Origin of the sequence: Ralstonia pickettii, from assembly GCF_030582395.1 — a bacterium.
GTDB lineage: Bacteria > Pseudomonadota > Gammaproteobacteria > Burkholderiales > Burkholderiaceae > Ralstonia > Ralstonia pickettii_D.
Window position 1 is genome coordinate 213,005 of the sequence record NZ_CP104382.1, and the last position, 24,543, is coordinate 237,547.

General features: G+C 65.7%; 15 protein-coding genes. 4 read left to right on the forward strand and 11 right to left on the reverse strand.

Annotation, left to right across the window (positions count from 1 at the left end; genetic code table 11):
• Nucleotides 1–52 precede the first annotated feature (52 nt).
• The 6 genes from treZ to glgA form a co-directional block, all read right to left on the reverse strand.
• Nucleotides 53–1,894: a malto-oligosyltrehalose trehalohydrolase gene (gene treZ, locus N5B55_RS17765; protein WP_304540773.1), complete on the reverse strand. Its 1,842-nt coding sequence runs from the start codon at nt 1,892–1,894 to the stop codon at nt 53–55.
• Nucleotides 1,891–4,191 (reverse strand): glycogen debranching protein GlgX, encoded by a 2,301-nt coding sequence (gene glgX / locus N5B55_RS17770; RefSeq protein ID WP_103519273.1) that lies wholly within the window; start codon nt 4,189–4,191, stop codon nt 1,891–1,893. The genes treZ and glgX overlap by 4 nt, the downstream gene beginning before the upstream one ends.
• 587 nt (nt 4,192–4,778) lie before the next feature.
• Nucleotides 4,779–7,085 carry a 1,4-alpha-glucan branching protein GlgB gene (glgB, locus tag N5B55_RS17775; protein ID WP_304540776.1) on the reverse strand — a complete coding sequence of 769 codons (2,307 nt, stop codon included), beginning with the start codon at nt 7,083–7,085 and terminating at the stop codon, nt 4,779–4,781.
• Complete coding sequence (treS, locus tag N5B55_RS17780) at nt 7,082–10,585, reverse strand: maltose alpha-D-glucosyltransferase (RefSeq protein WP_304540778.1); 3,504 nt, start codon at nt 10,583–10,585, stop codon at nt 7,082–7,084. The genes glgB and treS overlap by 4 nt, the downstream gene beginning before the upstream one ends.
• Complete coding sequence (locus N5B55_RS17785) at nt 10,582–14,181, reverse strand: maltotransferase domain-containing protein (RefSeq protein WP_304540779.1); 3,600 nt, start codon at nt 14,179–14,181, stop codon at nt 10,582–10,584. The genes treS and N5B55_RS17785 overlap by 4 nt, the downstream gene beginning before the upstream one ends.
• A 32-nt stretch (nt 14,182–14,213) precedes the next feature.
• Nucleotides 14,214–15,845, reverse strand: coding sequence for a glycogen synthase GlgA (gene glgA, locus N5B55_RS17790; RefSeq protein WP_304540781.1), 1,632 nt, complete (start codon nt 15,843–15,845; stop codon nt 14,214–14,216).
• A gap of 402 nt (nt 15,846–16,247) precedes the next feature.
• Here glgA and ahpC point away from each other — a divergent pair, with 402 nt between their 5' ends.
• Together ahpC and ahpF are read left to right on the forward strand one after the other, a co-directional pair.
• Nucleotides 16,248–16,811, forward strand: a complete 564-nt coding sequence (gene ahpC, locus N5B55_RS17795; RefSeq protein WP_004627987.1) for an alkyl hydroperoxide reductase subunit C — start codon at nt 16,248–16,250, stop codon at nt 16,809–16,811.
• 234 nt (nt 16,812–17,045) lie between these two features.
• Nucleotides 17,046–18,620 (forward strand): alkyl hydroperoxide reductase subunit F, encoded by a 1,575-nt coding sequence (ahpF, locus tag N5B55_RS17800; RefSeq protein ID WP_304540785.1) that lies wholly within the window; start codon nt 17,046–17,048, stop codon nt 18,618–18,620.
• Nucleotides 18,621–18,695: 75 nt separating this feature from the next.
• On the opposite strand, the gene N5B55_RS17805 is transcribed toward ahpF, so the two are convergent.
• Nucleotides 18,696–19,583, reverse strand: a complete 888-nt coding sequence (locus tag N5B55_RS17805; protein WP_012430077.1) for a LysR family transcriptional regulator — start codon at nt 19,581–19,583, stop codon at nt 18,696–18,698.
• A 631-nt stretch (nt 19,584–20,214) separates the two neighbouring features.
• Here N5B55_RS17805 and fur point away from each other — a divergent pair.
• Nucleotides 20,215–20,670, forward strand: coding sequence for a ferric iron uptake transcriptional regulator (gene fur / locus N5B55_RS17810; protein ID WP_304540788.1), 456 nt, complete (start codon nt 20,215–20,217; stop codon nt 20,668–20,670).
• A gap of 96 nt (nt 20,671–20,766) precedes the next feature.
• Complete coding sequence (locus N5B55_RS17815; RefSeq protein ID WP_009240364.1) at nt 20,767–21,018, forward strand: hypothetical protein; 252 nt, start codon at nt 20,767–20,769, stop codon at nt 21,016–21,018.
• 7 nt (nt 21,019–21,025) lie between these two features.
• Here N5B55_RS17815 and N5B55_RS17820 read toward each other — a convergent pair whose 3' ends face one another.
• From N5B55_RS17820 to N5B55_RS17835, 4 genes are all read right to left on the reverse strand, one after another.
• Nucleotides 21,026–21,331 carry a hypothetical protein gene (locus tag N5B55_RS17820; RefSeq protein WP_009240365.1) on the reverse strand — a complete coding sequence of 102 codons (306 nt, stop codon included), beginning with the start codon at nt 21,329–21,331 and terminating at the stop codon, nt 21,026–21,028.
• Nucleotides 21,332–21,437: 106 nt separating this feature from the next.
• Nucleotides 21,438–21,758, reverse strand: a complete 321-nt coding sequence (locus tag N5B55_RS17825) for a DUF6587 family protein (protein ID WP_009240366.1) — start codon at nt 21,756–21,758, stop codon at nt 21,438–21,440.
• Entirely contained in the window at nt 21,755–23,620 is a 1,866-nt protein-coding gene (feoB, locus tag N5B55_RS17830; RefSeq protein WP_304540792.1) for a ferrous iron transport protein B, read from the reverse strand. The genes N5B55_RS17825 and feoB overlap by 4 nt, the downstream gene beginning before the upstream one ends.
• A gap of 46 nt (nt 23,621–23,666) precedes the next feature.
• Nucleotides 23,667–23,972 (reverse strand): FeoA family protein, encoded by a 306-nt coding sequence (locus tag N5B55_RS17835; RefSeq protein WP_065854000.1) that lies wholly within the window; start codon nt 23,970–23,972, stop codon nt 23,667–23,669.
• Nucleotides 23,973–24,543: the final 571 nt, after the last annotated feature.

Sequence of the window (24,543 nt, forward strand, 5' to 3'; positions counted from 1 at the left end):
TGTGCGGGGGCGTTGATACGTTGGCGCGTTGCGGTTGTCAGGGGGGCTGGAGTCAGGCTGGTGAAGGCGTGTGCAGCAATGCCACGCACGTGCGCTCCGGCAGGCGATGCGCGATGAGCGCGGCGGCGGCGCCCTCGCGCGATTCATGCAGCAGATCTGCAGGGCTGCCCGCCAGCACCGTAGGGACCGCCACGGCTTGATCGGACAGATTCACCATCAGCGTGAGCACGCTGCCGTCGCCCATACGCCAGCGGGCAAGGGCGCCGGCATGGCCCAGTGCCACCGCATCGAGCGCGCGGGCGCGGGGCAGGCGCGGGATGATCTCTGCGTGGCGCAGCGCCAGCAGGCGGTGCATGCGGTTCAGCGTGTTCAGCTGTGCGGGATCGGCCAGGTTGGCCTCGCCGGGGGACGAGGCAAGGAACGTCAACTCGTCGTTGGGATCGGGAATGCGCTCGCGCTGGTGCGGGTCGGCAAATGCCTCGAACTTGGCGAACTCCCTGCGCCGGCCTTCCCGCACGGCTTCGGCCAGCATGCCGTGATGGCTGGTGAAGTATTGGAACGGGCAGGTGCTGCCCCATTCCTCACCCATGAACAGCATCGGAATCTGCGGGCTCAGCAGCAACAGCACCTGCGCGGCGTACAACGCATCGGGATGGGCGAGCTGCGTCAGCCGTTCACCAAAGGCGCGGTTGCCGATCTGGTCGTGGTTCTGCAGGAACAGCACGAACGCGGTGGGCGGCAAGTGCGCGCTCGGTTCGCCGCGCGGGGCGTTCTCATGAATCGGAGATGGCTCGCCCTGGTAGCAGAAGCCGTCTTGCAGCACGCGCGCAAGGCGCTGCGCCGGTGCTTCGGCGTAGGCGGCGTAATAGGCTTCGCGCTCGCCGGTCAGTAACACGTGGAGCACGTTGTGGCCGTCGTCGTTCCACTGCGCGTCGAAGTCGCCGTGGGTGTCGCCATCACGCAGCAGCGATGCGGCGTTGTGCTCGTTCTCCAGCACCAGATGCACATGCCGGCCAGGCTCGGCCGACAGTCGCACGCGGGCGGCGAGTTCGCCCAGCCAGTCGCGCTCGGTGATGGCGTGCACGGCGTCGAGCCGCAGGCCGTCAAAGCGATATTCCATCAGCCACATCAACGCGTTCTGGATGAAGAACTCGCGCACATGCGGCTTGCGGAAATCGATGGCGGCGCCCCAGGGCGTATGCACATCGTCGCGGAAGAAGCTGCGCGCGTAGTGGTGCAGGTAGTTTCCATCCGGCCCGAAGTGGTTGTAGACCACATCGAGAAACACCATGATGCCGAGCCCGTGCGCGGTGTCGATCAAGGCCTTGAGGTCGTCCGGCGTGCCGTAGCTGGCGTCAGGCGCAAAGGGCAGTACGCCGTCATAGCCCCAGTTGCGCGCACCCGGAAATTCCGCCACCGGCATCAACTCGATGGCCGTGATGCCCAGCCGCGCCAGTTCCGGCAGCCGGCCGCGCACACCTTTGAAACCGCCCAGCGCGCCGACGTGCAGTTCGTACAGCACCGTCTCGTGCCAGGGCCGGCCCTGCCAGTCGGCGTGCTGCCACCGGTAGCGCTGCGGATCGACGACGAGGCTTGGGCCCGCTATGTCCTGCCACTGCGCGCGGGCCGCGGGGTCAGGCACCGACAGTGTCACGCCGTCCTGATTGGTGAGGCGGTACCGGTAGCATGTTCCGGCACCCACGGGTGCCACGGCGGCATACCAGCCGTCGGGTTCCGGGTCCATGCGGATGGCCTCGTCGCCGCGCACGTCGTCGAAGTCGATCCAGGCGGCGGTCGCGTCGGGGGCCCACAAACGGAATCGGGTGTTGCCGTCCGCCAGGACGGTGGCACCGAACGGCATGTCGTGGGCAAACCGGGGGGCAGGTGCGGTCATCGCGTGGCGTCTCCATTGTCGTCGCTCGCTGCCTGGTCGGCGGTGGGGGCGGTGCGCTCGTCGTCGGTCGCAGGTTGTTCGGGCGGGGCGTTCTGCGGTGCGCCCTGTGGCGCGTTCTGTGTGTCGGACACCCGCCCGAGGGTTTCGCCGCTGGCGTCTGCATCCGGCTGCCCAGCAATCTGGGCGATCGTGGCCAGCTGCGTGGCGAGCAGCAGCACTACGCTGCGCCCCGCCACGTCCAGGGTGTTGCCGCTGTGCGGCCGAGCGTCTTGCTCCGGCGCTGCGCTGTCGATGGCGAGTAGCCAGTCCATGGCAGGCTCGGGCAGCGTGAACGTCAGGTCTGTCGCGGCACCGTTGATGAGCAACAACGCCACGTGCGGGCGCGCCTCCGCGTCGATGGTCTCGACGCAGGCGCGGCGCAACGCCAACGCCCGTGCCTCGCTGTCGTTCCACGCGTCGGGCGAAAGCACCTGGCCGCGCTCGTCAAACCAGGCGATGTCCGGCACGCCCGGCAGGATCTCGGTGTTGCCGTGCACGTAATGCGGCCAGCGCAGCGCAGGGCTGGCCTTGCGCAGTGCGATCAGCCGCGCCGTATAGCGGGCGAGCGCCTGCCCCGGGTCTTTTTCCAGCAATGACCAATCGAGCCAGGACAGGGCGTTGTCCTGGCAATAGGCGTTGTTGTTGCCGTTTTGCGTGCGGCCGAATTCGTCGCCCGCCAACAGCATCGGCGTGCCATTGGAAAAGAACACCGTGGCCAGCAGCGCACGTTTCACGCGTTCGCGCAGGGCTTGGATGGCGGGGTCATCGGTCGGGCCCTCGGCGCCCCAGTTGGCGCTGCAGTTGTCGTTGTGGCCGTCGCGGTTGTCTTCGCCGTTGGCATCGTTGTGCTTGTCGGCATAACTGACGAGGTCGTGCAGCGTGAAACCGTCGTGCGAGGCGACGTAATTGACCGACGCCCAAGGCCTGCGGTGGCGGCGGTCGAACAAGTCGCCACTGCCGGTCAGGCGTGCGGCAAGGTCGGGCCGCTGGCCCGAGTCACCGCGCCAGAAGCGGCGGATGCCATCGCGAAAGCGGTCGTTCCATTCCGCAAAGCCCGGCGGGTGGTTGCCGACCTGGTAGCCGTCCGGGCCCACGTCCCACGGTTCGGAGATCAGCTTGACGGTGGAAAGCACGGGGTCCTGGCGGATGGCATCGAAGAAGCCCGAGCCCTGATCGAAGCCATTGCCCTCGCGCCCGAGCGTGACGCCCAGGTCGAAGCGGAAGCCGTCCACGTGGAACGCATTGACCCAGTAGCGCAGAGAGTCCATCACCATCTGCAGCACGCGCGGGTGCGACAGGTTCAGCGTGTTGCCGCAGCCCGTATCGTTGATGTAGTAACGCTCCTGGCCCGGCACGAGGCGGTAGTAGCTCGCGTTGTCCAGGCCCCGAAACGACAGCGTCGGTCCCAGCTCGCTGCCTTCGCACGTGTGGTTATAGACCACGTCGAGCAACACTTCGATGCCCGCCGCATGCAGCCGGCGGATCGCCACTTTCAGCTCATGCAGCGATGGTGCCGAGAGGTAAGACGGCTCTGGCGCGAAGAAGCACAGCGTGTTGTAGCCCCAATAGTTGCGCAAGCCGCGCTCCACCAGAAACTGGTCTTGCAGGAAGGCGTGAATGGGCAGCAGCTCGATGGCGGTGATGCCCAGCCGCTGCAGGCGGTCGATGAAGACGCTGTCGCCGAGCGCGCTGAACGTGCCGCGTTCAGGCGGCAGCAGGTCTTCGCGCAGCATCGACATCCCGCGAACGTGCCCTTCGTAGATCACGGTGCGAGACCACGGCGTGTTCGGGCGGACGTCGTTGCCCCAGTTGAACGATTCGTCGGTGACGATGGCCTTGGGCATGGCCGGCGCGCTGTCGCGGCGGTCGAATGAAAGATCGCCGCGGTTGGAGTTGAGCCGATAGCCGAACAGTGCGTCGGACCAGCGCAGCGAGCCCACCAGCCGGCGCGCGTAGGGGTCGAGCAGCAGCTTGTGCGGGTTGAAGCGATGGCCGTGCTGCGGCTCCCAAGGTCCGTAGGCGCGGTAGCCGTAGACGAGGCCGGCTTCCACGCCGGGCAGGTAGCCATGCCAGACCTCGTCGGTGCATTCGGGCAGGGCAAACCGCGTCATCTCTTTTCGGCCGGTGGGATCGAAGATGCAGAGTTCGATCTTGGTGGCGTTTGCCGAGAAGACCGCAAAGTTGATGCCCAGGCCGTCCCAATGAGCGCCAAGGGGGAATGGTTTGCCGGGGGAGAGGGTTTTCGGGAAGCGGAGCATTCGTGATTGATGTCAGGGTTGTCTTTGCCTTGCTGGTTTGCCTCGCTTTCGTCCCCTGCCGGGGCCGACTCACTTTCTTTGTCTTGCCAAAGAAAGTAAGCAAAGAAAGGCGCGCCCGAGATGGCGATCCCCTCCTTGAATTTTCGTAACCGGGCGGAGAACGGGAAAACTCGCTTCGCTCAGACAGTTCCCGTTCTTTTTTCCGCCCGCTTACGGAAATTCAAGGCGCCATCAAGGGCAGGAACGTCAACGGCCGAACCGTTGGTATGCACGCCCGAGTGGCACTTGCTTGTTGCTGTGTTGCTCGCTTTGCTTCGCGTTGTGCTGCTGGTGCCTACTGCACTTGTAGTCGATGGTTTGGCCGTTGGAGCCCTAGATGGCGCCTTGAATTTCTGTTGCAGAGAGGAAAAAGGAAGGGAAACTGTTTGAGCGAAGCGAGTTTGCCTCCCCTCCCTCTCTGCGACATAAATTCAAGGAGTCTTTCGCCATCTCGGGCGCGCCTTTCTTTGCTTACTTTCTTTGGCAAGACAAAGAAAGTGAGTCAGCCCCGGCAGGGGATGAAAGGAAGGCAAACCACCAACCCAAAATCAAACCTTCAAAACAACAACCCCCAACGGCGGCAGCCTCAACACCAACGACTGCCCCTGCCCATGCGCGGCCACGTGGTCCACATCCACCGCTCCGCTGTTCCCGAAATCGCTGCCGCCATACACGGCAGCGTCCGTGTTCAGCACTTCCCGCCAATGCGTGGCGCCTTCAGCAGGTGGCACGCCAATGCGATACCCCTCCCGCGGCACCGGCGTCATGTTTGCCACCACGAGCATCGGCCGCCCGTCGCCATCCAGCCGCAGGAAAGCAAACACGCTGTTGGTGCGGTCGTCGCCAATCACCCAGTTGAACCCTTCCGGCGCGGTGTCCCGCGCATGCAATGACGGTTCATTCCGGTACAGCGCATTGAGGTCGTGCACCAGCCGCTGCACGCCACGGTGCCGCGGGTCGTCCAGCAGATGCCATTCGGGCGATGCATCGTGGTTCCACTCGCCCACTTGCCCGAACTCGCAGCCCATGAACAGCAACTTCTTGCCGGGGTGCGTCCACATGAACGCGAGGTAGGTGCGCAGGTTCGCCAGCCGTTGCCATTCATCGCCGGGCATCTTGCCCAGCAGCGAGCCCTTGCCGTGCACCACTTCGTCATGCGAGATCGGCAGGATGAAGTGCTCGGAGAACGCGTACACCAGCCCGAACGTCATGCCGTCGTGATGGTGCTGCCGGTACACGGGGTCGCGCTGCATGTAGTGCAGCGTGTCGTGCATCCAACCCATGTTCCACTTGTAGTCGAAGCCCAGGCCGTTGAATTCCACGGGCGCGGTCACGCCAGGCCAGGCGGTCGACTCTTCGGCGATGGTGATGGCGCCGGGGCAGCGTTCGTGCACGACCGTATTCATCTGCTGCAGGAACGCCACGGCTTCGAGGTTTTCGCGGCCGCCGTAGCGGTTGGGCACCCATTCGCCGGCGCGGCGCGAGTAGTCGCGATACAGCATCGACGCCACGGCATCCACGCGCAGGCCGTCAATGTGGAACCGCTCCAGCCATTCCAGCCCGCTCGCGATGAGGAATCCGCGCACTTCGTTGCGGCCGAAGTTGTAGATGAGCGTGTTCCAGTCCTGATGGAAACCTTCGCGCGGGTCCTGGTGTTCATACAGCGCGGTGCCGTCAAACTGCGCCAGCCCGTGCGCGTCGGTCGGAAAGTGCGCGGGCACCCAATCGACGATGACGCCCAGGCCAGCCTGATGGCAGCGGTCCACAAAGCGCGCGAATGCCTCGGGCGCCCCGAAACGCGCAGACGGTGCGAACAGGCCCAGCGGCTGATAGCCCCAACTGCCGCCGAACGGGTGTTCCGCCACTGGCAGCAGTTCAATGTGCGTGAAGCCGAGCGCGGTGACGTAGGGGATCAGCCGGTCGGCCAGTTCATCCCAGTGCAGGTTGCGGCCGCCGTCCTCCAGATCGCGCAGCCAGGAGCCGGCATGCACTTCATAAATGCTGATGGGCGCGTCGGGCTTGTGGCGTTCGGCGCGCGTTTGCATCCATGCGTCGTCGTTCCAGCGCAGCGGCGCCGGGTCGGCCACGACGGAGGCGGTGGCGGGCGGCGGTTCGGTCTGGCGGGCGGCGGGGTCGGCCTTGACCACCAGCCGGCCGTCTGCGCCGATCAGTTCGAACTTGTAGCGCGCGCCCGGTCCCGCGCCCAGGCCGCTGGGCAGAAACAGTTCCCACACGCCGGCCTGGTGGCGCAGGCGCATGGGGTGGCGACGGCCGTCCCACTGGTTGAACTCACCCACCACCGAGACGCGCTGCGCGTTCGGCGCCCACACCGCAAAGCGCACGCCGCTGATACCGTCGAGGCGCATCGCCTGCGCGCCCAGGCAGCTTGCCAGCGCCCAATGCGTGCCCTCGTTGAGCAGATGCAGGTCGAGGTCACCCAGCAGCAGACCGAAGGCGTACGGGTCTTCGGTTTCCTGCACGGCTTCATGTCCGGTGCCGGCGGGCCAGATGATGCGCAGGCGATAGAGCTCCGGGTGGCCATACACATCCTGCGCATCGGCGCGCAGCGGGCCGTGAAACAAGCCTGTACGCCCGACCGGATTCATTTCCGTGATGATCTGGCCGCGCGAGTCGATGGCCTGCACGCGGCGCGCCCCCGGATAGAACGCGCGCACGACCCAGCGCGGGCCATCTTCGGTGTCGAGGCGATGCGGCCCCAGCACTGCAAACGGGTCACCCAGGCGGCCATGCGTCAGCGCATCCACCTGCATCTGGTCGACGCCGGGCGGCAGCACGACCGGTGCTTCGGGTTGGGCGGCGGTTTTGGATGGCGTGGCAAAGTCGAGCGCTGTCACGGGGGGCCTCCGGTCGAGTCTTCTGCAGCGGGTGATGTTGGGTCTGCATGCAGCAGGCGACGTGCCACCCGCGTGAAGCCTTCCAGCGGAATCGGCAGCCAGGTCGGGCGGTTGGATGCTTCGTAGTTGACCTCGTACGCGGCCTTCTCCAGCAGGAAAAGATCGAGCAGATGAAAGTCGACCACCGGCTGGTCCGGCGCGTTCAGATCGGGCCCGCGAATGGCAGCGGCATACGCCTCTAGGAAGCGTTCGGTGGACGCAGCGCGGAAGCGTTCCAACAGGTGATTGCGGCGTTCCTGCGCCGGGCCGGCCACGTGTTCGGGGCCCTGACGCATGGCGCCCACCACGTAGTCGAGCGAGCGCATGAGCCCGGCCACGTCGCGCAGCGGGCTGGTCTTGCGCCGGCGTTCTTCCACCGGGCGGGAGGGCTCGCCTTCAAAGTCGATCAGGAAGGCATCGCCCTGCGCCACCAGTACCTGGCCGAGGTGGAAATCGCCGTGGATGCGCGAGAGCGTGGCGCCCAGGCCGTCTTCGGCATGCGTGCGCGCGGCGTCGAGCAGCGCCTGGTGTTGCGACAGCAGCCACTGCACATCGGCTTGCCGCGGGCTGTCGGGGTTTTGCTGTTGCCATGCCGTCAGGTTGTCGTGCGCGCGGGTGAGCTGTTCGCTCACGCGGGCGGTCCAGTAGGCGGCATCGTCGGCGTCTGCAATGCGCGCGCCGAAGCTCGGGTCTTCGGTGGGCGCGGCCAGCGCGGCATGCAGTTCGCCCAGCCGCGTGCCGATCACGCCGATGAAGTTGACGTAGCCGGCCAGCGCCTCGTCGGTATCCACGCGCGCCTCCGACACGGCAACCGGAGACGACTCACCATCGCCGGAGGTCACGCCCTCCATCTGCACGGCCAGCTCGTCGATGGTGCGACGCAGATAGTCCAGTGCCCATGTCCAGGCATCGCCCTGGTTGGGAACGAAGCTCTGCATGACGGCCAGCGTGGCGCGTTCACCATCGGCAGCGTGGTGAGAGACCTCGCCGATCAGCGCCGCCGTGTTGGCATAGCCCACGCGCGTGAGATGGCGCGTCATCTCCACCTCGGGGTGGATGCCCGTGGCGATACGCCGGATGAGCTTGACGATGACCGACTCGCCAATCACCAGTGAGCTGTTCGATTGCTCGGCCGCCAGCCACTGGATGGGCGTGTCGGGCGCGAGCGGCAGCGGCGCGGGCCGCGTGCTGCCTGCTTCGGGGCTGGCAGCCGACCCGGCCGGCTCCGCCAGTTCTGCGATGTTCGGCTCAGGCTCGAAATGCACGGTGCCGTCATTGGCCTCCAGCGTGGTGCCGCGCACGAGGTTGGTGAGCAGCGCGCGGGCGAAGGTCTCGGTGGTGAAGGCGTCAGTGAGGTAGCCCACATGGCGGCCGCGCCGCACGCGCGCCAGCGCAAGCTGGATGGGCAGCGCCGGCAGCGTGGATGATTCCCATGCGATGGAAAGCGGCAGCAGGTAGCGCTCGACGCGCTCGGTGCCGTCCGGACTGCCCAGCGTGACAGCCACTTCGTTGAGGAACACCTCCGGACGCGTCGCCCCAGCCAGCGGGCGGTTGGTCGATGAGGCATCCACCGGCACGGGCGCGCCCCAGGCAAACTTCGCGCTCCGCAGCACGCTGTCCTTGGCGGCAAACCAGCGCCGCTTCGGCAGATAGCTCGGCAGGATTTCGCGCTCGATCAACTGGCGATGCGCCTCGCGCTGTCGCGTATCGGCCAGGGCATCCAAGCCGGCACGCAGCACCAGCGTCGTGAACTCGGGCAATTGCTCTGAGGCCGGTTGCGACCAGGTTGGGCCAGGCTCGTTCTCGCGCAGCTCCAGCCAATAGAAGGCGTACGGCGGCAGCGTGAGCAGATACGACAACTGGCCGATGGGCGGAAATGCCGTCCCGCCAATCAGTTCGACGGGCACCCGCTGCGCAAAGGCGGACAAATCCAGCTCCACAGCCTGCGAGGCGCGGGAGAGGTTCGCCACGCAGAGGATGGGCGCTTCGCCCTCGAGCGCGCGGATATACGCCAGCACCTTGCGGTTGGACGGCTGCAGGAACTGAATCGAACCCCGCCCGAACACGCGATGCCGCTTGCGTGTGGCAAGCAGCCGGCGCGTCCAGTTCAGCAGCGAATGCGCGTCGCGGCTCTGCGCTTCCACGTTCACCGATTCATAGCCGTACAGCGAGCCCATGATGGCCGGCAGCACGAGCTGTTCGGGGTCGGCGCGCGAGAAGCCGCCGTTGCGGTCGGGCGACCACTGCATTGGCGTGCGCACGCCGTCGCGGTCACCCAGGTGGATGTTGTCGCCCATGCCGATTTCGTCGCCGTAATACATGACGGGCGTGCCGGGCATGGAGAAGAGCAGGCTGTTCATCAGCTCGACGCGGCGGCGGTCGCGTTCCAGCAGCGGTGCCAGCCGGCGGCGGATGCCCAGGTTCAGGCGCGCGCGGCGGTCGCTGGCGTAGACCTCCCAGAGGTAGTCGCGCTCGGCGTCGGTCACCATTTCGAGCGTCAATTCGTCGTGATTGCGCAGGAAGATGGCCCATTGGCAGCCGGGCGGCACCTCCGGCGTCTGGCGCATGATGTCGGTGATCGGGAAGCGGTCTTCACGCGCGATCGCCATGTACATGCGCGGCATCAGCGGAAAGTGGAACGCCATGTGGCATTCGTCGCCGGCACCGAAGTATTCCTGCGTGTCTTCCGGCCACTGGTTGGCCTCGGCCAGCAGCAGGCGGTTCTTGAATTCGCCGTCCATGGCCGCGCGAATCTTGCGCAGTACTTCGTGCGTCTCGGGCAGGTTCTCGTTCGATGTGCCTTCGCGCTCCACGAGGTAGGGCACGGCATCGAGCCGCAGGCCGTCCACTCCCAGGTTCAGCCAGAACTTCATCACGCCGATCACGGCCTTGAGCACGCGCGGGTTGTCGAAGTTGAGATCGGGCTGGTGGGAATAGAAGCGGTGCCAGTAGTAGGCGTTGGCCACCGGGTCCCACGTCCAGTTCGAGGGCTCGGTATCTATGAAGATGATGCGCGTGCCGGCGTACTTCTTGTCGTTGTCGGACCACACGTAGAAGTCGCGCAGCGCAGAACCCGGCTTGGCGCGCCGCGCCCGCTGGAACCACGGATGCTGATCCGACGTGTGGTTGATGACCAGTTCCGTGATCACGCGCAGGCCCCGTGCATGCGCCTCGGCAATGAAGCGGCGCACGTCGGCCATGTTGCCGTAATCGGGGTGCACGCCGCGGTATTCGGCGATGTCGTAGCCGTCGTCGCGGCGCGGCGACGGATAGAACGGCAGCAGCCAGATCACGTCCACGCCCAACTCGGCAATGTAGTCGAGCTTGGAGATCAGACCGGGAAAGTCTCCGACGCCGTCGTTGTCGGAATCGCAGAACGATTTGACGTGAAGCTGATAGATGACGGCGTCCTTGTACCAGAGCGCGTCGTCCACCAGCAGCGCGGTCGGATTGCGCGTCATGACGGGTTTTCCTCCGAAGGCAGGGCCGGGCGCACGCGCCAGATGGCAAACGGCTGCTCGGGTTCAAGGCGGATGTGCTGCCACTTGCCGCGCCACACTGTGCGCTGGCCGTTGACCAGGTTCTCGGCCATCAGCGCGCCGTGGTCGGGCAGGCCCCATTGCCACAGTGGCAGTTCGATGTCGGATTCGTGCGCGTGGTGCGGGTCGAGGTTGATCGCCACGAACACCGTGTTGTCTCCAAAGCGGTCCGGCGACAGCGCGTTGGCCGGTTCGGCCAGTTCGGCCGGTGCGGTTTCCAGCCGCGCCGGCAGCACGGGCGGCGTCGATTTGCTGAAGAACAGGATCCGGTCGCCCGAGGCGGGCTGGAATGTCACGCCCAGATGCGAGTGCAGTGCCGGGTTGGCTCGGCGGATGCGGTTGAGCAGTGCGATCTCCTTGACGATGTTGCCGGGGCGGTTGTGGTCCCACGCGCGCAACTGGTACTTCTCGGAGTCGAGGTACTCCTCCTTGCCGGGCACCGCGGCGCCTTCGCACAGCTCGAAGCCGTTATAGACGCCCCACAGGCCGGACAGCGTGGCCGCCAGCGCTGCACGAATCAGGAAACCCGGCCGCCCCGACGTCTGCAGGAACACCGGATTGATATCCGGCGTATTGACGAAGAAGTGCGGGCGGAAATATTCACGCACCGGCGTGCGCGTCAGCTCGGTCAGGTAATCGATGAATTCCTGCTTGGTGTGCCGCCACGTGAAGTACGTGTACGACTGCGAGAACCCGACCTTCGCCAGACGGTACATCACCTTGGGGCGCGTAAAGGCCTCCGACAGGAACACCGTATCCGGATAGCGCGCGCGCACCTCGCCGATCATCCATTCCCAGAACGGTAGCGGCTTGGTGTGCGGATTGTCGACGCGGAACAGGCGCACGCCTTCGTCTGCCCAGAACATCACCACGTCACGCAGCGCCGTCCACAGACCGGGCTTGGCGTCGTCGGCATAGAAGTCGACGTTGACGATGTCTTCGTATTTCTTGGGCGGGTTCTCGGCGTATTTGATGCTGCCGTCAGGGCGCCATGCAAACCAGCCGGGGTGCTCGCGCAGCCAGGGGTGATCGGGCGAGCATTGAATGGCGAAGTCCAGCGCCAGCTCCAGGCCCTTCTCACGCGCCGCGCGCATCAGGCGGCGGAAGTCTTCCAGCGTGCCCAGCTGCGGGTGGATGGCGTCGTGCCCGCCTTCGGCAGCGCCAATCGCGTATGGGCTGCCGGGGTCGTCGCGCTCCGCGCGCAGGCTGTTGTTGCGGCCCTTGCGGTTGGTGCGGCCGATCGGGTGGATGGGCGGGAAATACAAGACGTCGAAGCCCATGCCGCGGATGGCGCCCAGGCGGCGGATCACGTCGTCGAACGTGCCGTGCCGCTGTTCGTCATCCGATGCCGAGCGGGGGAACAGTTCGTACCAGCTCGCGAATGCCGCGCCAGCGCGTTCCACGTCGAGCGGGTACGCCACGCTTTCGACATAGAACGGCCGGTAGTGCGAGGCCTGCGCCATCACAAGCGCCGTCACGGGGTCCAGCAGCAGCTTGAGACGGTGCGCCTGGTCTGGCTCCGACAGCAGTTGGGCGAACTTGTGGAGCGCGTCGGCGGCTGCATTCTTGGGCGCATGCTCGGCTGCCTGTGCGACCAGACGTGCGCCTTCTTCCAGCTCCAGCGTCACGTCCACGCCGGCGGTGTGCTTCTTCTCCAGTTCAGACCGGTAGGTGCCGAACGCGTCGCGCCACGCAGCGACGGCATACACGTGCCGGCCCAACCGCTCCGGCCGGAATGCGCCCCGCCAGCGGTCGTTGCCGAGCGCGACCATCGGCACGTGCTGCCAGGAGTCTTCATCCTGGGCGCGCCACAGCAGCTGGACGGCCAGCTTGTCGTGCCCGTCCATCAGCACGTCGGCCTCGACGACGATGTCGTCGCCCACCAGGCGCTTGACGGCAAAGCGTCCGTCTTCAACGGAGGGCTGCACCTGTTCGATACCGATGCGCGGCGAGGCAATGGCTGTGTTGACGGCGTCCTGCGCTCCGCTGGCCTTGGCGCGCGGGATCTTGGCGGGCTTGGCCGTGGCAGGACTCCGCACCGGGGCGTTGCGGAAGACGCGCCAGACCTGCACATCGCCAGGCAGCAGATCGATCTCCGCCAGCGGACGTGCCTTGGCGCGCAAGGTGTCGTCGCAACTGCCGACCGGTTCCGTGAGCAGATCGAGCGCCACACCGCGCGTAAAGCCGCCGGCTACGCCGGGCAGGAAGTGGTCGGCATGCACCGACACGCCCATGTAGAGGTCGGGGTTGATGACCGTCAGCGTGGCGGCATCGCCGGCACGCAGGTCGGGGCCATCAGCGCGCAAGAGGGCGGTGGCGGGCGCGTCCGGGCCCGTCAGCATGCGCAGTTCCGCATGCGGTGCGACGGTATTCGTCGCGCGGGCAGCGCGGATGGTCGCATTCACATCGCGCACGGCGTCGCTCAGGTCGAACGCGGCATGCGCGTCGATCCATTGCTGGTCGGACGGATCACCACGCTCGGCCAGCATCGGCAGCAGTGCCCCACGTTCAAAGCCCAGCGGCATCAGCCAGCCGGCATCAAGGGTATCGGCCACGTGCAGGAGACGGCGGTATGCGCGTTCACGGACCGTGGCGTCGCCAAAGGCCTGGCCGTAGCGCGTGCCAAATGGCGCTTCCACGGTGGCGATGGGCGGGGCCACGGCGGCAAGGCGGGCATGCTCTTCCACCATCCAGCCGGCGCGGAAATCCCACCAGCGCAGCGACGAGAACGTCGCGTCAAAGCCTGCGCCTGCCAGTGCATCGACGGCCGCGCCATCCATGCCGGGCGTCCATGCGAGGAAGCGTACGGCGGCGGCCTCCCTGCGCACGTCGGCGATCAGCGTGCGCCAACGTTCGGCAGGCAGGCGGGCCGGGGCTTCGCAGCGGAAGCCTCCGATGCCCAATGCGGCCCAGTTGCGCAACTGCTGCGTCCACCACGTCAGGATGGCATCGGCGGTGCGCGGGTCGTCGTGTCGGAAGGAGGCGACCTCCAGGTGGGACGGCGGCAGGCGCGGGTCCAGCGCGTCGCCGTCTTCGGCGTGGCTGATGAACCAGTCGGGGTGATCGGATCGCAGCGGCGCATCAATCGCCACGCGATCGATCACGAGATCCAGCAGTAACGTCAGCCCGCGCGAGCGGCAGCGCTCGGCGAGCGTGGCGAGCGCGGCGTCGGCCGGCCCACCGCCCAACGCGGCATGCAGTTGCGCATGGTCCCGCGTGACGAAGACGTTGCCGGCCGCACCCACGGCAAACGGTGGCGCCATCAACACATGGTCAAAACCCAGTGCGGCGATGCGATCGAGCACGCCGTCCCAGCGGTCGAGCCTGCCCAACTGCAATGGATGGACGTAGCAGATTGCAGGTGCATACGCGGGCTCCACCGCAGTCGGCGGGCCCTCGGCGAGCACGGCGGCCGGCTTCGCGACCGATTTGGCTTTGCTGCCGGGCGGCTTGGCCGCCTTCAGTGCGGCTGTGGTTTTGCGAGGCGTAACGGGCTTGGGCGACTTGGTCTCTGGCATGCGTGAAAGCGGGGGCAGGGCGTCAGGCGCGGTCAGGCACGGATTTTTTCGGCACTGGCGGCGCGCGCCACCGCGTGCGCTCGGATCTCATCGGACAGCGCCGGCGAGCGTCGCCGCGCCGGCGTACGCACAGGTTGGTCGGGGCGGGGTGTGTGCACAGCGTCCGGTGCGACGGGCGCCTGCACCAGCGCCACAGCGGGCATGGGCGTGGCGGCCGGCACCAGGGTGCGATACAGCGCGATGTATTCGCGGGCAGGCTGCGACCACCCGAAGTCGGTCGTCATGCCGTTGTACTGGAGGATGCGCCACGCCTGCGGCTGGGCGAAGATGTGCAACGCGCGCTCAACTGCGGCGACCATGGCGTCGGCGGTGTCGCCGTCAAACAGGAAGCCCGTGGCGCCGTGCACGGCCGCTTCGGGCGAGCCGTGGTCGGTGATGGTGTCCATCAGGCCGCCCACGCGTGAGGCGATGGGCACGGTGCCGTAGCGCATCGAGTAGAGCGGCGTCAGGCCGCACGGCTCGAAGCGGCTGCCATGCAGCAGGATATCGGCGCCAGCATGCAGCAGATGGGCGTAGGCCTCGGTGTACCCGATCTTGGTAGCCACCTGGCGCGGATAGCGCGCCGCCAGTTCCGCCATGCCCGTCTCGTACGCGTGTTCACCGCACCCGAGCACGGCCACCTGCAATTGCGGGTTGGATTCGAGCAGTTGCGGCAGCGCCTGCAACGTCACGTCGGCCATCTTTTGATGGGTCAGGCGGCTGCCCAGGGCAAGCAACGGGGCCTTGGCGTCTTCGGGCAGGCCAAAGCGCTGCTGCAGCACGCGCTTGGCGGTGTGCTTGCCGCTCAGGTTGGACGCCACAAACGGCTGCGGCAGGAGCGGATCCTTCGACGGGTTCCACACATCGTTGTCGATGCCGTTGAGGATGGCGACCAGGTCTTGCTGTCGCGCGCGCAGCAGGTCCTGCATGCCGCAACCCGCCGTGTCGGTCAGGATTTCACGCGCATAGGCATGGCTCACCGTGGTGATGCGATCGGCCCATAGCAGGCCCGCCTTCAGAAAGCTGAATTGGCCCCAGAACTCCGCTTCGTGCGCTGCATCGGGCGGCACGCCAATGTCCGGCACCACGTGCATCGGAAAATTGCCCTGGAACGCGAGGTTATGGATGGTGAAGACCGTCTTCACCGGCACCTGCGCCCGCTTGACGAACAGCGGCACCAGCCCAGCGTGCCAATCGTGCGCCTGCACGATGTCGGCGCGATGCACACCCGGCACGCCTGCGGCGACGCGCGCAGCGGCCTGACTGAACGCCGCAAAGCGCAGCGCGTTGTCTTCATAGGGCTCGCCATGTGCATCCAGATATGGGTTGCCCGGCCGCGCGAACAGTGCCGGCGCGTCGAACAGCAGTACCGGGATGCCTTGGGCGCCCATGTGCCCGCTCAGCAGGCGCGCGGGGCCACCGGGCAGGTCGGTCCACTCGCACACGGTGCGCGTGTGCTGCAACTGCGTGATGGCGTCGGGATAGCCCGGCAGCATCACCGTGACTTTCATGCCAGCACGCCGGAGCGCGCTCGCGCACGCTCCAACCATATCTCCAAGGCCGCCGGTCTTGGCCAGCGGCACAGCTTCCGAAGCGACGAAGAGAACGTTCAGCGACAAGGTCATGCTCCCGGGGGAATTCGCCTGCCGGGCCTGCATCCAGCTGTTCAACAGTGGAGGGCGCCGATGCGCGGCGGAGGTTTGCGATCGACCTCCTGGCGCAAGACCTATGCCAGTCAGACAGACGCTGACAAGCCGGTGGCGCTTTGCTCACGCCGCCTTGGCCGGACGTGATGTGTGCGCTGCGATGGAACGTGCAGCGTGTGCAACCTGCGGGTGCGCTGTGTAATTTCGCCTATGCACGCAGACGCACGTTGCAGGCATGCCGCGCTTCGGATTGGCGACGCTCGATTGCCAGGGCAATAGAAAAAAACAATCGATAAAATCATATCAATCAACTTGTGCAATGCACCGATCGACGATACGATCTACTCCGTTGTCAACCAAGCAACCCAACCGAAAACCACTATGTCGCTGATCAATACTCAAGTCCAACCGTTCAAGGCCCAAGCGTTCCACAACGGCAAGTTCATCGAAGTCACGGATGAGTCGCTCAAGGGCAAGTGGTCCGTGCTGATCTTCATGCCGGCCGCGTTCACCTTCAACTGCCCGACCGAAGTGGAAGACGCAGCGGACAACTACGCTGAATTCCAGAAGGCTGGCGCCGAGGTCTACATCGTCACGACCGACACGCACTTCTCGCACAAGGTGTGGCATGAAACGTCGCCGGCCGTGGGTAAGGCACAGTTCCCGCTGGTGGGTGACCCGACGCACGCGCTGACCAACGCATTCGGCGTGCACATTCCGGAAGAAGGCCTGGCACTGCGTGGCACGTTCGTGATCGACCCGCAAGGCGTGATCAAGACGATGGAAGTGCACGACAACGCCATCGCCCGCGACGTGAAGGAAACCCTGCGCAAGCTCAAGGCTGCCCAGTTCGTCGCCAACAACCCGGGCAACGTGTGCCCGGCCAAGTGGAACGAAGGCGCCAAGACGATCAAGCCGTCGCTCGACCTGGTCGGCAAGATCTAAGCGAACCTGCTCACGGTCCTACTGCGCGGCCTGATCTTGGCCCTGCGATGCTCGCCGTACCCATGTACGGCTGCGCTTCTCGCGCCAACCTCAGGTCGCTCGCTACGGACCGTGAACAGGTTCCAAGCGGCTTTGCCGCTTGACCGCAACGGCCGGCACTGCCGGCCGTTTGCTTAAGGGTAGGCGGCATATGTCGCCGCCTTTTTACAGACTCAACGAATAAAGGAAGTCGTCATGCTGGATGCTGATGTCAAGGCCCAACTGAAGGCCTACCTCGAACGCCTCGTGCAGCCCATTGAGCTGGTCGCCAACGTCGATGACAGCGAGGGCTCGCGCGACATGATGGACCTGCTGCGCGACGTGGCCGAGCAGTCCAGCATGATCGTGCTGACGGAACAACGCGATGCCGCCGAGCGCGCACCGTCGTTCCTGATCCGCCGCACCGGCGCGGATGTGGGCGTGCGTTTTGCCGCCATCCCGACCGGCCACGAGTTCACCTCGCTCGTGCTGGCGCTGCTGCAAGTGGGCGGCTATGCGCCCAAGCTCGAAGCCGACGTCATCGAACAGATTCGCAACATCGAAGGGGATTTCCGCTTCGAGACCTACATGTCGCTCACGTGCCAGAACTGCCCGGACGTCGTCCAGGCGCTGAACGTGATGTCCGTGATCAACCCGCGCATCCAGCACGTCGCCATTGACGGCGCGCTGTATCAGGGCGAAATCGAAGCACGCCAGATCATGGCCGTGCCGACCGTGTTCCTGAACGGCGAGACGTTCGGCACGGGCCGCATGGGCGTGGAAGAGATCCTCGCCAAGATCGACACCGGCGCCGCCGCCCGTGACGCAGAAAAGCTTGCCGCCAAGGACCCGTACGACGTGCTGATCGTCGGTGGTGGCCCGGCCGGCGCGGCGGCTGCGGTGTACGCGGCACGCAAGGGTGTGCGCACCGGCGTGGTGGCCGAGCGTTTTGGCGGCCAGGTGCTCGACACGCTGGGCATCGAGAACTTCATCTCCGTGCAGGAGACCGAAGGGCCGAAGTTTGCCGCCGCGCTGGAGCAGCACGTGCGCCAGTACGACGTCGACATCATGAACACGCAGCGCGCAGTCAAGCTCACGCCGGCAGACAAGCCGGGCGGCTTTGCCGAGGTGACGCTGGCCAACGGTGCGGTGCTCAAGGGCCGCTCGGTCATCCTGTCGACCGGCGCGCGCTGGCGCAACGTCAATGTGCCGGGTGAGCAGGAATACAAGAACAAGGGCGTGGCGTACTGCCCGCACTGCGATGGCCCGCTGTTCAAGGGCAAGCGCGTGGCGGTCATCGGCGGCGGCAACTCGGGCGTGGAAGCGGCCATCGACCTGGCAGGCCTGGTGAGCCACGTCACGCTGCTGGAATTCGCCAGCGAGCTGAAGGCCGATGCCGTGCTCGTGCGCAAGCTGCAAAGCCTGCCGAACGCAACCATCGTGACCAACGCGCAGACCACCGAGATCACCGGTGACGGCCAGAAGGTCAATGGCTTGCGCTACAAGAGCCGCGTGGATGGCGTCGAGCACACGGGCGCGCTCGAAGGCGTGTTCGTGCAGATTGGCCTGGTGCCCAACACCGAATGGCTGGACGGTGCGCTGGAGCGCAACCGCTTTGGCGAGATCGTCGTCGACGCGCGTGGCCAGACCAGCGCGGAAGGCGTGTTTGCCGCAGGCGATGCGACCACGACGCCGTACAAGCAGATCATCATCGCCACGGGCGATGGCGCGAAGGCCGCACTGTCGGCGTTCGATCATCTGATCCGCGTGCCGCTGGCCGAAGCTGCCTGAAGCAGAACTCAGCCGTACCCGTACCAAGCCGGACGTCGCGATCAGCGGGTCCGGCTTTTTCTTTGGTGCTGCGGCTCAGCCGGCGGCAGACTGCAGCGCCTGCGCACGCGCGGCGCACATCTCGACAAGGCGATCCCGCAGGGCACGCCCGGCGCTGTCGAGGTCGGGCCGCGCAAACAGCGCCAGCTCCAGCCCGCCGATCTCCGGAAAACCATCGGCAGCGCCGAGCACGCGATGCCCGGCCTGCACGGTGCTGGCCGGCAGCAGGCTCACGCCCAGCCCCGCGCTCACCGCCGCACACAGGCTCGCCAGGCTCGGACTGGAATATGTGATGCGCCACGGCTGGCCGATCGATTCCAGCGCGTGCAGCATCTCCTGCCGATACAGCGCGCCCACCGGAAACACCACCAGCGGCAATGAAGGTTGCGATGGCCCGAGCGGCAGCGTGTGCGGCCGCTCGGCGCTGTCGATCCAGCAGACCGGCTCGGCCCAGCGCGCATGGCAGTCGCTATCGGTGCCCCATTGCTTGACGAGCAGCATGTCGAGATCGCCGTTGCGGTACAGGCGCAGCAGATGGTGGGAAAGGCCGCTTTCCACCTCGAGACGCAGCCGCGGGCGCTCGCGCGCAAAGCTGGCGATGAGCGGCATCAGCGCGCCGCTGCCGAGGTCTTCCGGCACGCCCAGGCGCAGCACGCCGCCGGTATGTTCGGGGCTGAGGGCCTCGCTCGCTTCGTTGGCCAGGCGCAGCAGGCGGCGCGCGTAGCCGAGCAGGCGGTCGCCTTCTTCCGTCGGCAATACCTGGCGCTGGCTGCGGTCGAGCAGGCGGCAGTCCAACTGCTGCTCAAGCCGCAGGATCTGCTGGCTGACGGTCGATTGCGTCAGGTGCAAATGCTCGGCCGCGCGCGTGAAGTTGCCCGTATCCACCACCGTGACAAAGCTGCGCAGCAAGACAAGATCGATCATTTGGAAACCCACTGAACAACAGTCGACCATCTAATTTGAACATGTTTAGGGGCGCAACCATAATCGACCCGCAATTTTGTCAGCGGTGCACTCGCTGGCCTATGAACAGGACGTGCGCAAGGCGGGGCGCTTGTGCGCCATCGGGGCAAGGCCGGCGGGTTGCCGCTCGAGCCGCGCTGACGTTTTCCCCAATCCAACCATGCTTGGAGTGAGGGCTTCCTCCATTCGCGAAGAAAACACTTGTAATGCGAATGATTCGCATTTATAGTGTGTCCATCGACGGCGGTGCAGCCGAAGGATTCGCCCCCAGGGCACACCTTTCAAGCACCGCACGTCGAACCGAATTTCGCTGCGTGCGTTCGCTGCTCTTTGCGAGCCAGCGCCCGGCAACCGATCTTTTGTGGGGACCGCTCTGACACACAGAGCGTTTGGCAGTAGCAAGCCGCCCGACAGTCGGGAAAGCACTCAGACCCCGCTTTCCCGACTGCGACTTTTCCGGGCCGCCAGCCATGCCATTTTTTTTCTTCAAGAACGCAGCGGCCCGGCGTGCATGCGTGCAACGTCGCCGTTTCGATTCTCGCCCGCTGTCGTGCCCCGCCTGCTGTACCCAAATCTCGCCCCAACGAACGCCATGCCAAACTCGACCGACCTGCGCCGGGCGGGGCTCAAAGCCACCTCGCCGCGCGTCAAGATTCTGGAAATCCTCACCGCCGGTACGCAGCACGGCCGCCACCTGAGCGCGGAAGATGTGTACCGCCAGTTGCTCACGTCGGAACTCGACATCGGCATCTCAACGGTCTATCGGGTGCTCAATCAGCTGGTGGATGCCGGCGTGCTGCTGCGCCATACGTTCGAGGCCGGCCATGCGGTGTATGAGCTAGACGAGGGCGCACACCACGACCACCTGATCTGCTTGTGCTGCGGCCGCGTGGAGGAGTTTCACGACGACGCCATCGAGTCGCGGCAGGAGCGTGTGGCCAACGAGCGCGGCTTCGTGCTGCGCGATCACGCGCTCGCGCTCTACGGCGTCTGCCCCGCATGTCAGACAAGTGCGGGTGCGGCCGGCGCGATCGTGTTGAACGCGTGATGTGACCCGGTAACTTGCTGAAACAGTATCGACGGGATCATGGCGAAACTCAGTGCGCGCTCGGTGTTCCAACTCCCTGTTATTCAGGAGATGCCGATGCAACGCCGTCTGAAGTCCGAAGATGAACTCAAGACCTTGCTGGCCCGCTGCGTCCAGCAACATCCCGAGTGCGCCCAGTGCCAACTGCGCGCGATGTGCATTCACCGCCCCGATCACACCGGCTGCAACTGGAGCGCCGAGTTTGATTTTCCGGTCGACGACGATGACGCCGCGATTCGCGGCCTGTCCGTCGCCAAGCGCCTGCTGACGCGGGCCCGCACGCAGTACAACGTGGTGCCGGCCCCGTAACCGGCGCTTATCCCTTCGCTTGACGAGAGATCCGCTCGAGCAGCGCGCGTGCGCTTTCGCCGTGCCCCTGCTGTGCCAGCAGGCGTGCATTCAGCACGAGATTTTCGAGGACGAGCTTGGCAATGCTCGCCGTGAGCGAGACGATCACCTCGTCCTGGCTGAAGTGGGCGTCTTCCATTTGTGACAGCTGGCGGGACACCAGCTTGCAGACCAGGTCGCGCAACATCTGCTCGTCAAAGGGCAGGTTGGCGAAATCCACTGGGTCTTCCTTCTCGACTTCCGCAATCAACTGGACCAGCAACTCTTCGGTCATGACGCGTCCCCCGTTCAGGTTTGAGCCAGTCTACGCCTGCGCCGCGCCAAAATAAAACGGGCCCGCGTGATGCGAGCCCGTCTGTGTTGTGACGTTGCGTCAGTCGTTACTTGCGCCGCACGAAGTGGATCGGCTGCTCAACCGGCGCGGCGGATGCCGATTCACCCGACGCGCAGCCGCTGCAACCGCTCCCGCATGCGCTGCCCGACAGCGGATCGGAGTGGCACGAGGGCGACGCGCCTGGCGCAAGCAAGCGCTGCCCGAAAGCGCGCATCCAGCCCGGCCGCGACGGGCGATCACACCAGCCTGCAACGCGCGCCATCGTGCGGGCGCGCGTGGCCGGCGCATAGCGACCGGTCAGCGACAACGCGCTCAACGCCACGACCGTGGCGACAACGCCGGTTTCGACAACGTGGTACACGCTCATGTCAGCACCCGTGCGATCTGGTAAGTGGCGAACGCGGCCAGGTAGGCCAGCGCGAAGAGGTAACCGGCGGTGCCTGCCATGACCTTCCACGAGTTGGTCTCGCGGCGGATGGTGGCCAGCGTCGAGATGCACTGCGGTGCGTAGACGTACCACGCCAGGAACGCCAGTGCCGTGGCCAGCGACCATTGTTGGGAAATGATGGGCGCCAGCTGCGCAGCCGCATCTTCATGCGTGGCCGACAGCGAGTACACCGTCGCCAGCGCGCCCACGGCCACCTCACGTGCCGCCATGCCCGGGATCAGCGCAATACACATCTGCCACGTGAAGCCGATCGGCGCGAACACGACTTCAAGCGCACGGCCGATCATCCCGGCAAAGCTGTAATCGATGGCCGGCAGCGTGGCGTTGGCCGGCGGTGCCGGGAACGACGAGAGGAACCACAGCAGTACCATCATCTTGAGGATGACCGTGCCGATGCGTCGCAGGAAAATGCGTGCCCGCTCCACGAGGCCGACGATCAGGTTGCGCACGCTGGGCAAGCGGTATGACGGCAATTCCAGAATGAGCGGGTGCTCATTGCGATCGCGCTTCAGGTACTTGAGCACGTACGCCACGACCAGCGCCGACACGATGCCTGCCATGTACAGCCCGAACAGCACCAGCCCCTGCAGATTGAACAGCCCCCACACCTGCCGCACCGGGATAAACGCGCCAATCAGCAGTGCATACACGGGCAAACGGGCCGAGCACGTCATCAGCGGTGCCACGAGAATCGTTACCAGCCGGTCGCGCGGGTCCTGAATCGTGCGCGTGGCCATCACGCCGGGGATCGCGCACGCGAAACTCGACAGCAGGGGGATGAAGGAGCGCCCTGACAGCCCCGCGCCCGCCATCAACCGGTCGAGCAGGAAGGCCGCGCGCGGCAGATAGCCCGATTCTTCCAGCGACAGGATGAAAAGGAACAGGATCAGGATCTGCGGCAGGAACACCAGCACGCTGCCCGTGCCGGCGATGATGCCGTTCACCAGCAGGCTCTTCAGCATGCCGTCTGGCATGACGTTGCCGACCCACACGCCCACGGCTTCCACGGCCCCCTGGATGCCCTCCATGAGCGGTTGCGCCCACGAGAACACCGCCTGGAACATGAAGAACATCAGCACGGCCAGCAACATCAGGCCCAGTACCGGATGCAGCACGATACGGTCGAGCCGGTCGTCCAGCTCGGCGGTGCTGCGCGGCATGGTCACGGCGGTATCGAGCAGGCGCTTCACTTCAACGTGCGGATCCGCATCCGCCGGGAGCCCGACCGGCACGGGCGGCAGCTGTTCGTGGTCGATATGGGCGACAAGGTCGGCCGCGCCATTGCGTTTGATGGCCACGGTCTGCACCACCGGCACGCCCAGAGCGGCTTCCAGCTTGGCCCGGTCGATTCGGATACCGCGCCGCTCGGCTGCATCCACCATGTTCAGCGCCAGCACCATCGGCAGGCCCAGGCGTTGCAGTTCCAGCACGAAACGCAGGTGCAGCCGCAGATTGGTAGCGTCGACCACGCAGATCAGCAGATCGGGACGCGACTCGCCGCGGAACGTGCCGAGGCAGATATCACGCGTGATGGCTTCGTCCGGGCTGGTGGCGACCAGGCTGTAGGCGCCGGGCAAATCGAGAATCTGCACATGCCGGCCCGACGGCGCAGTGAAGCGGCCTTCCTTGCGCTCGACCGTCACGCCCGCGTAGTTTGCGACCTTCTGGCGGCTGCCCGTCAGCAGGTTGAACAGCGCGGTCTTGCCGCAGTTCGGGTTGCCAACGAGGGCAACGCGCAATGCGGGGGTGGAAGCGGAGGAGGAAGAAGCGTGCATCTGCATGAAGCCGGATAAGCGGAGCCGGAAAGCTGCGGCAATGGGAGACGGGCTATGCCGCTTCGCGCACCTTTGCGGGCGGGGCCGTTTCGGGCGCGGCGATGGCGGCGGGTTGCGTGGCCGATTCGGCGTGCACGCACACGCGGGCAGCCTCCTGGCGGCGCAGTGCAAAGCGGGTAAAGCCCACCTGCACGACGAGCGGGTCGCCGCCGAACGGGCCGACGGCCACCACGCGCACCTCTTCGCCCGTCACGAACCCGAGTTCGCGCAGGCGTTGGCTGATGGGATCGGCGGGTTCACGGTCTTCAACGTGATCCACCACCGCCGTCGCCCGGCGGGAGAGCTCTGAAAGCCGCATCGTGCGTGATCGTTAACGTGGTATGACAAAGAGGCTAAATGCGAATCGTTTTCATTATAACGCAACATCCCGAGTGACGGGCTGCGGCACGGGGCCGCGAGAATGGATATTTCGGAGGAGGGGTTGTTACCGAGCCGCCGCGTTGTGCAGAAAGCACAGCCAAAGAGGCACGAGTGACAAAACCGCTGCCCATGCAGGGTTTTTACCAAATTACCCTATCCTGGGTATTGGCCTGACCGGGGGGCTTGCCTATTCTTCAACTGCGCTGAACTTCCCCGTTCAAAGCGTATTCTTGAAGCCACCGGATACCGCTATCCGGTGGCTTTTTCTATTTATGCGCCGTGCGCGGCGGCCCGCCTCAAACTGCGCTGACCGTGCGCCATCGAGCGTGCATTGCAGTCGACCAAGGCGCCAACAACGGCAGTTCCTGCGCCACATTGCATACACTGCCATCACCCCTCGCGCGGCCTGCGGCGCCGATTTGCGGCCGGGTCCCCTACAGACTATCCACAAGTTGCGTGCGATAGGAATTGCAAGCAAAATGCTTGCGCACTGCGTCAGCCGTCAGCGG

Coding starts and splice junctions, on each gene's coding strand:
- ahpF (WP_304540785.1), top strand. CDS start 17,046: ATGCTGGATGCTGATGTCAAGGCCCAACTGAAGGCCTACCTCGAACGC.
- N5B55_RS17820 (WP_009240365.1), bottom strand. CDS start 21,331: ATGACCGAAGAGTTGCTGGTCCAGTTGATTGCGGAAGTCGAGAAGGAA.
- treZ (WP_304540773.1), bottom strand. CDS start 1,894: ATGACCGCACCTGCCCCCCGGTTTGCCCACGACATGCCGTTCGGTGCC.
- N5B55_RS17825 (WP_009240366.1), bottom strand. CDS start 21,758: ATGAGCGTGTACCACGTTGTCGAAACCGGCGTTGTCGCCACGGTCGTG.
- N5B55_RS17835 (WP_065854000.1), bottom strand. CDS start 23,972: ATGCGGCTTTCAGAGCTCTCCCGCCGGGCGACGGCGGTGGTGGATCAC.
- fur (WP_304540788.1), top strand. CDS start 20,215: ATGCCAAACTCGACCGACCTGCGCCGGGCGGGGCTCAAAGCCACCTCG.
- N5B55_RS17805 (WP_012430077.1), bottom strand. CDS start 19,583: ATGATCGATCTTGTCTTGCTGCGCAGCTTTGTCACGGTGGTGGATACG.
- treS (WP_304540778.1), bottom strand. CDS start 10,585: ATGACGCGCAATCCGACCGCGCTGCTGGTGGACGACGCGCTCTGGTAC.
- glgX (WP_103519273.1), bottom strand. CDS start 4,191: ATGCTCCGCTTCCCGAAAACCCTCTCCCCCGGCAAACCATTCCCCCTT.
- N5B55_RS17815 (WP_009240364.1), top strand. CDS start 20,767: ATGCAACGCCGTCTGAAGTCCGAAGATGAACTCAAGACCTTGCTGGCC.
- ahpC (WP_004627987.1), top strand. CDS start 16,248: ATGTCGCTGATCAATACTCAAGTCCAACCGTTCAAGGCCCAAGCGTTC.
- N5B55_RS17785 (WP_304540779.1), bottom strand. CDS start 14,181: ATGCCAGAGACCAAGTCGCCCAAGCCCGTTACGCCTCGCAAAACCACA.
- feoB (WP_304540792.1), bottom strand. CDS start 23,620: ATGCAGATGCACGCTTCTTCCTCCTCCGCTTCCACCCCCGCATTGCGC.
- glgA (WP_304540781.1), bottom strand. CDS start 15,845: ATGACCTTGTCGCTGAACGTTCTCTTCGTCGCTTCGGAAGCTGTGCCG.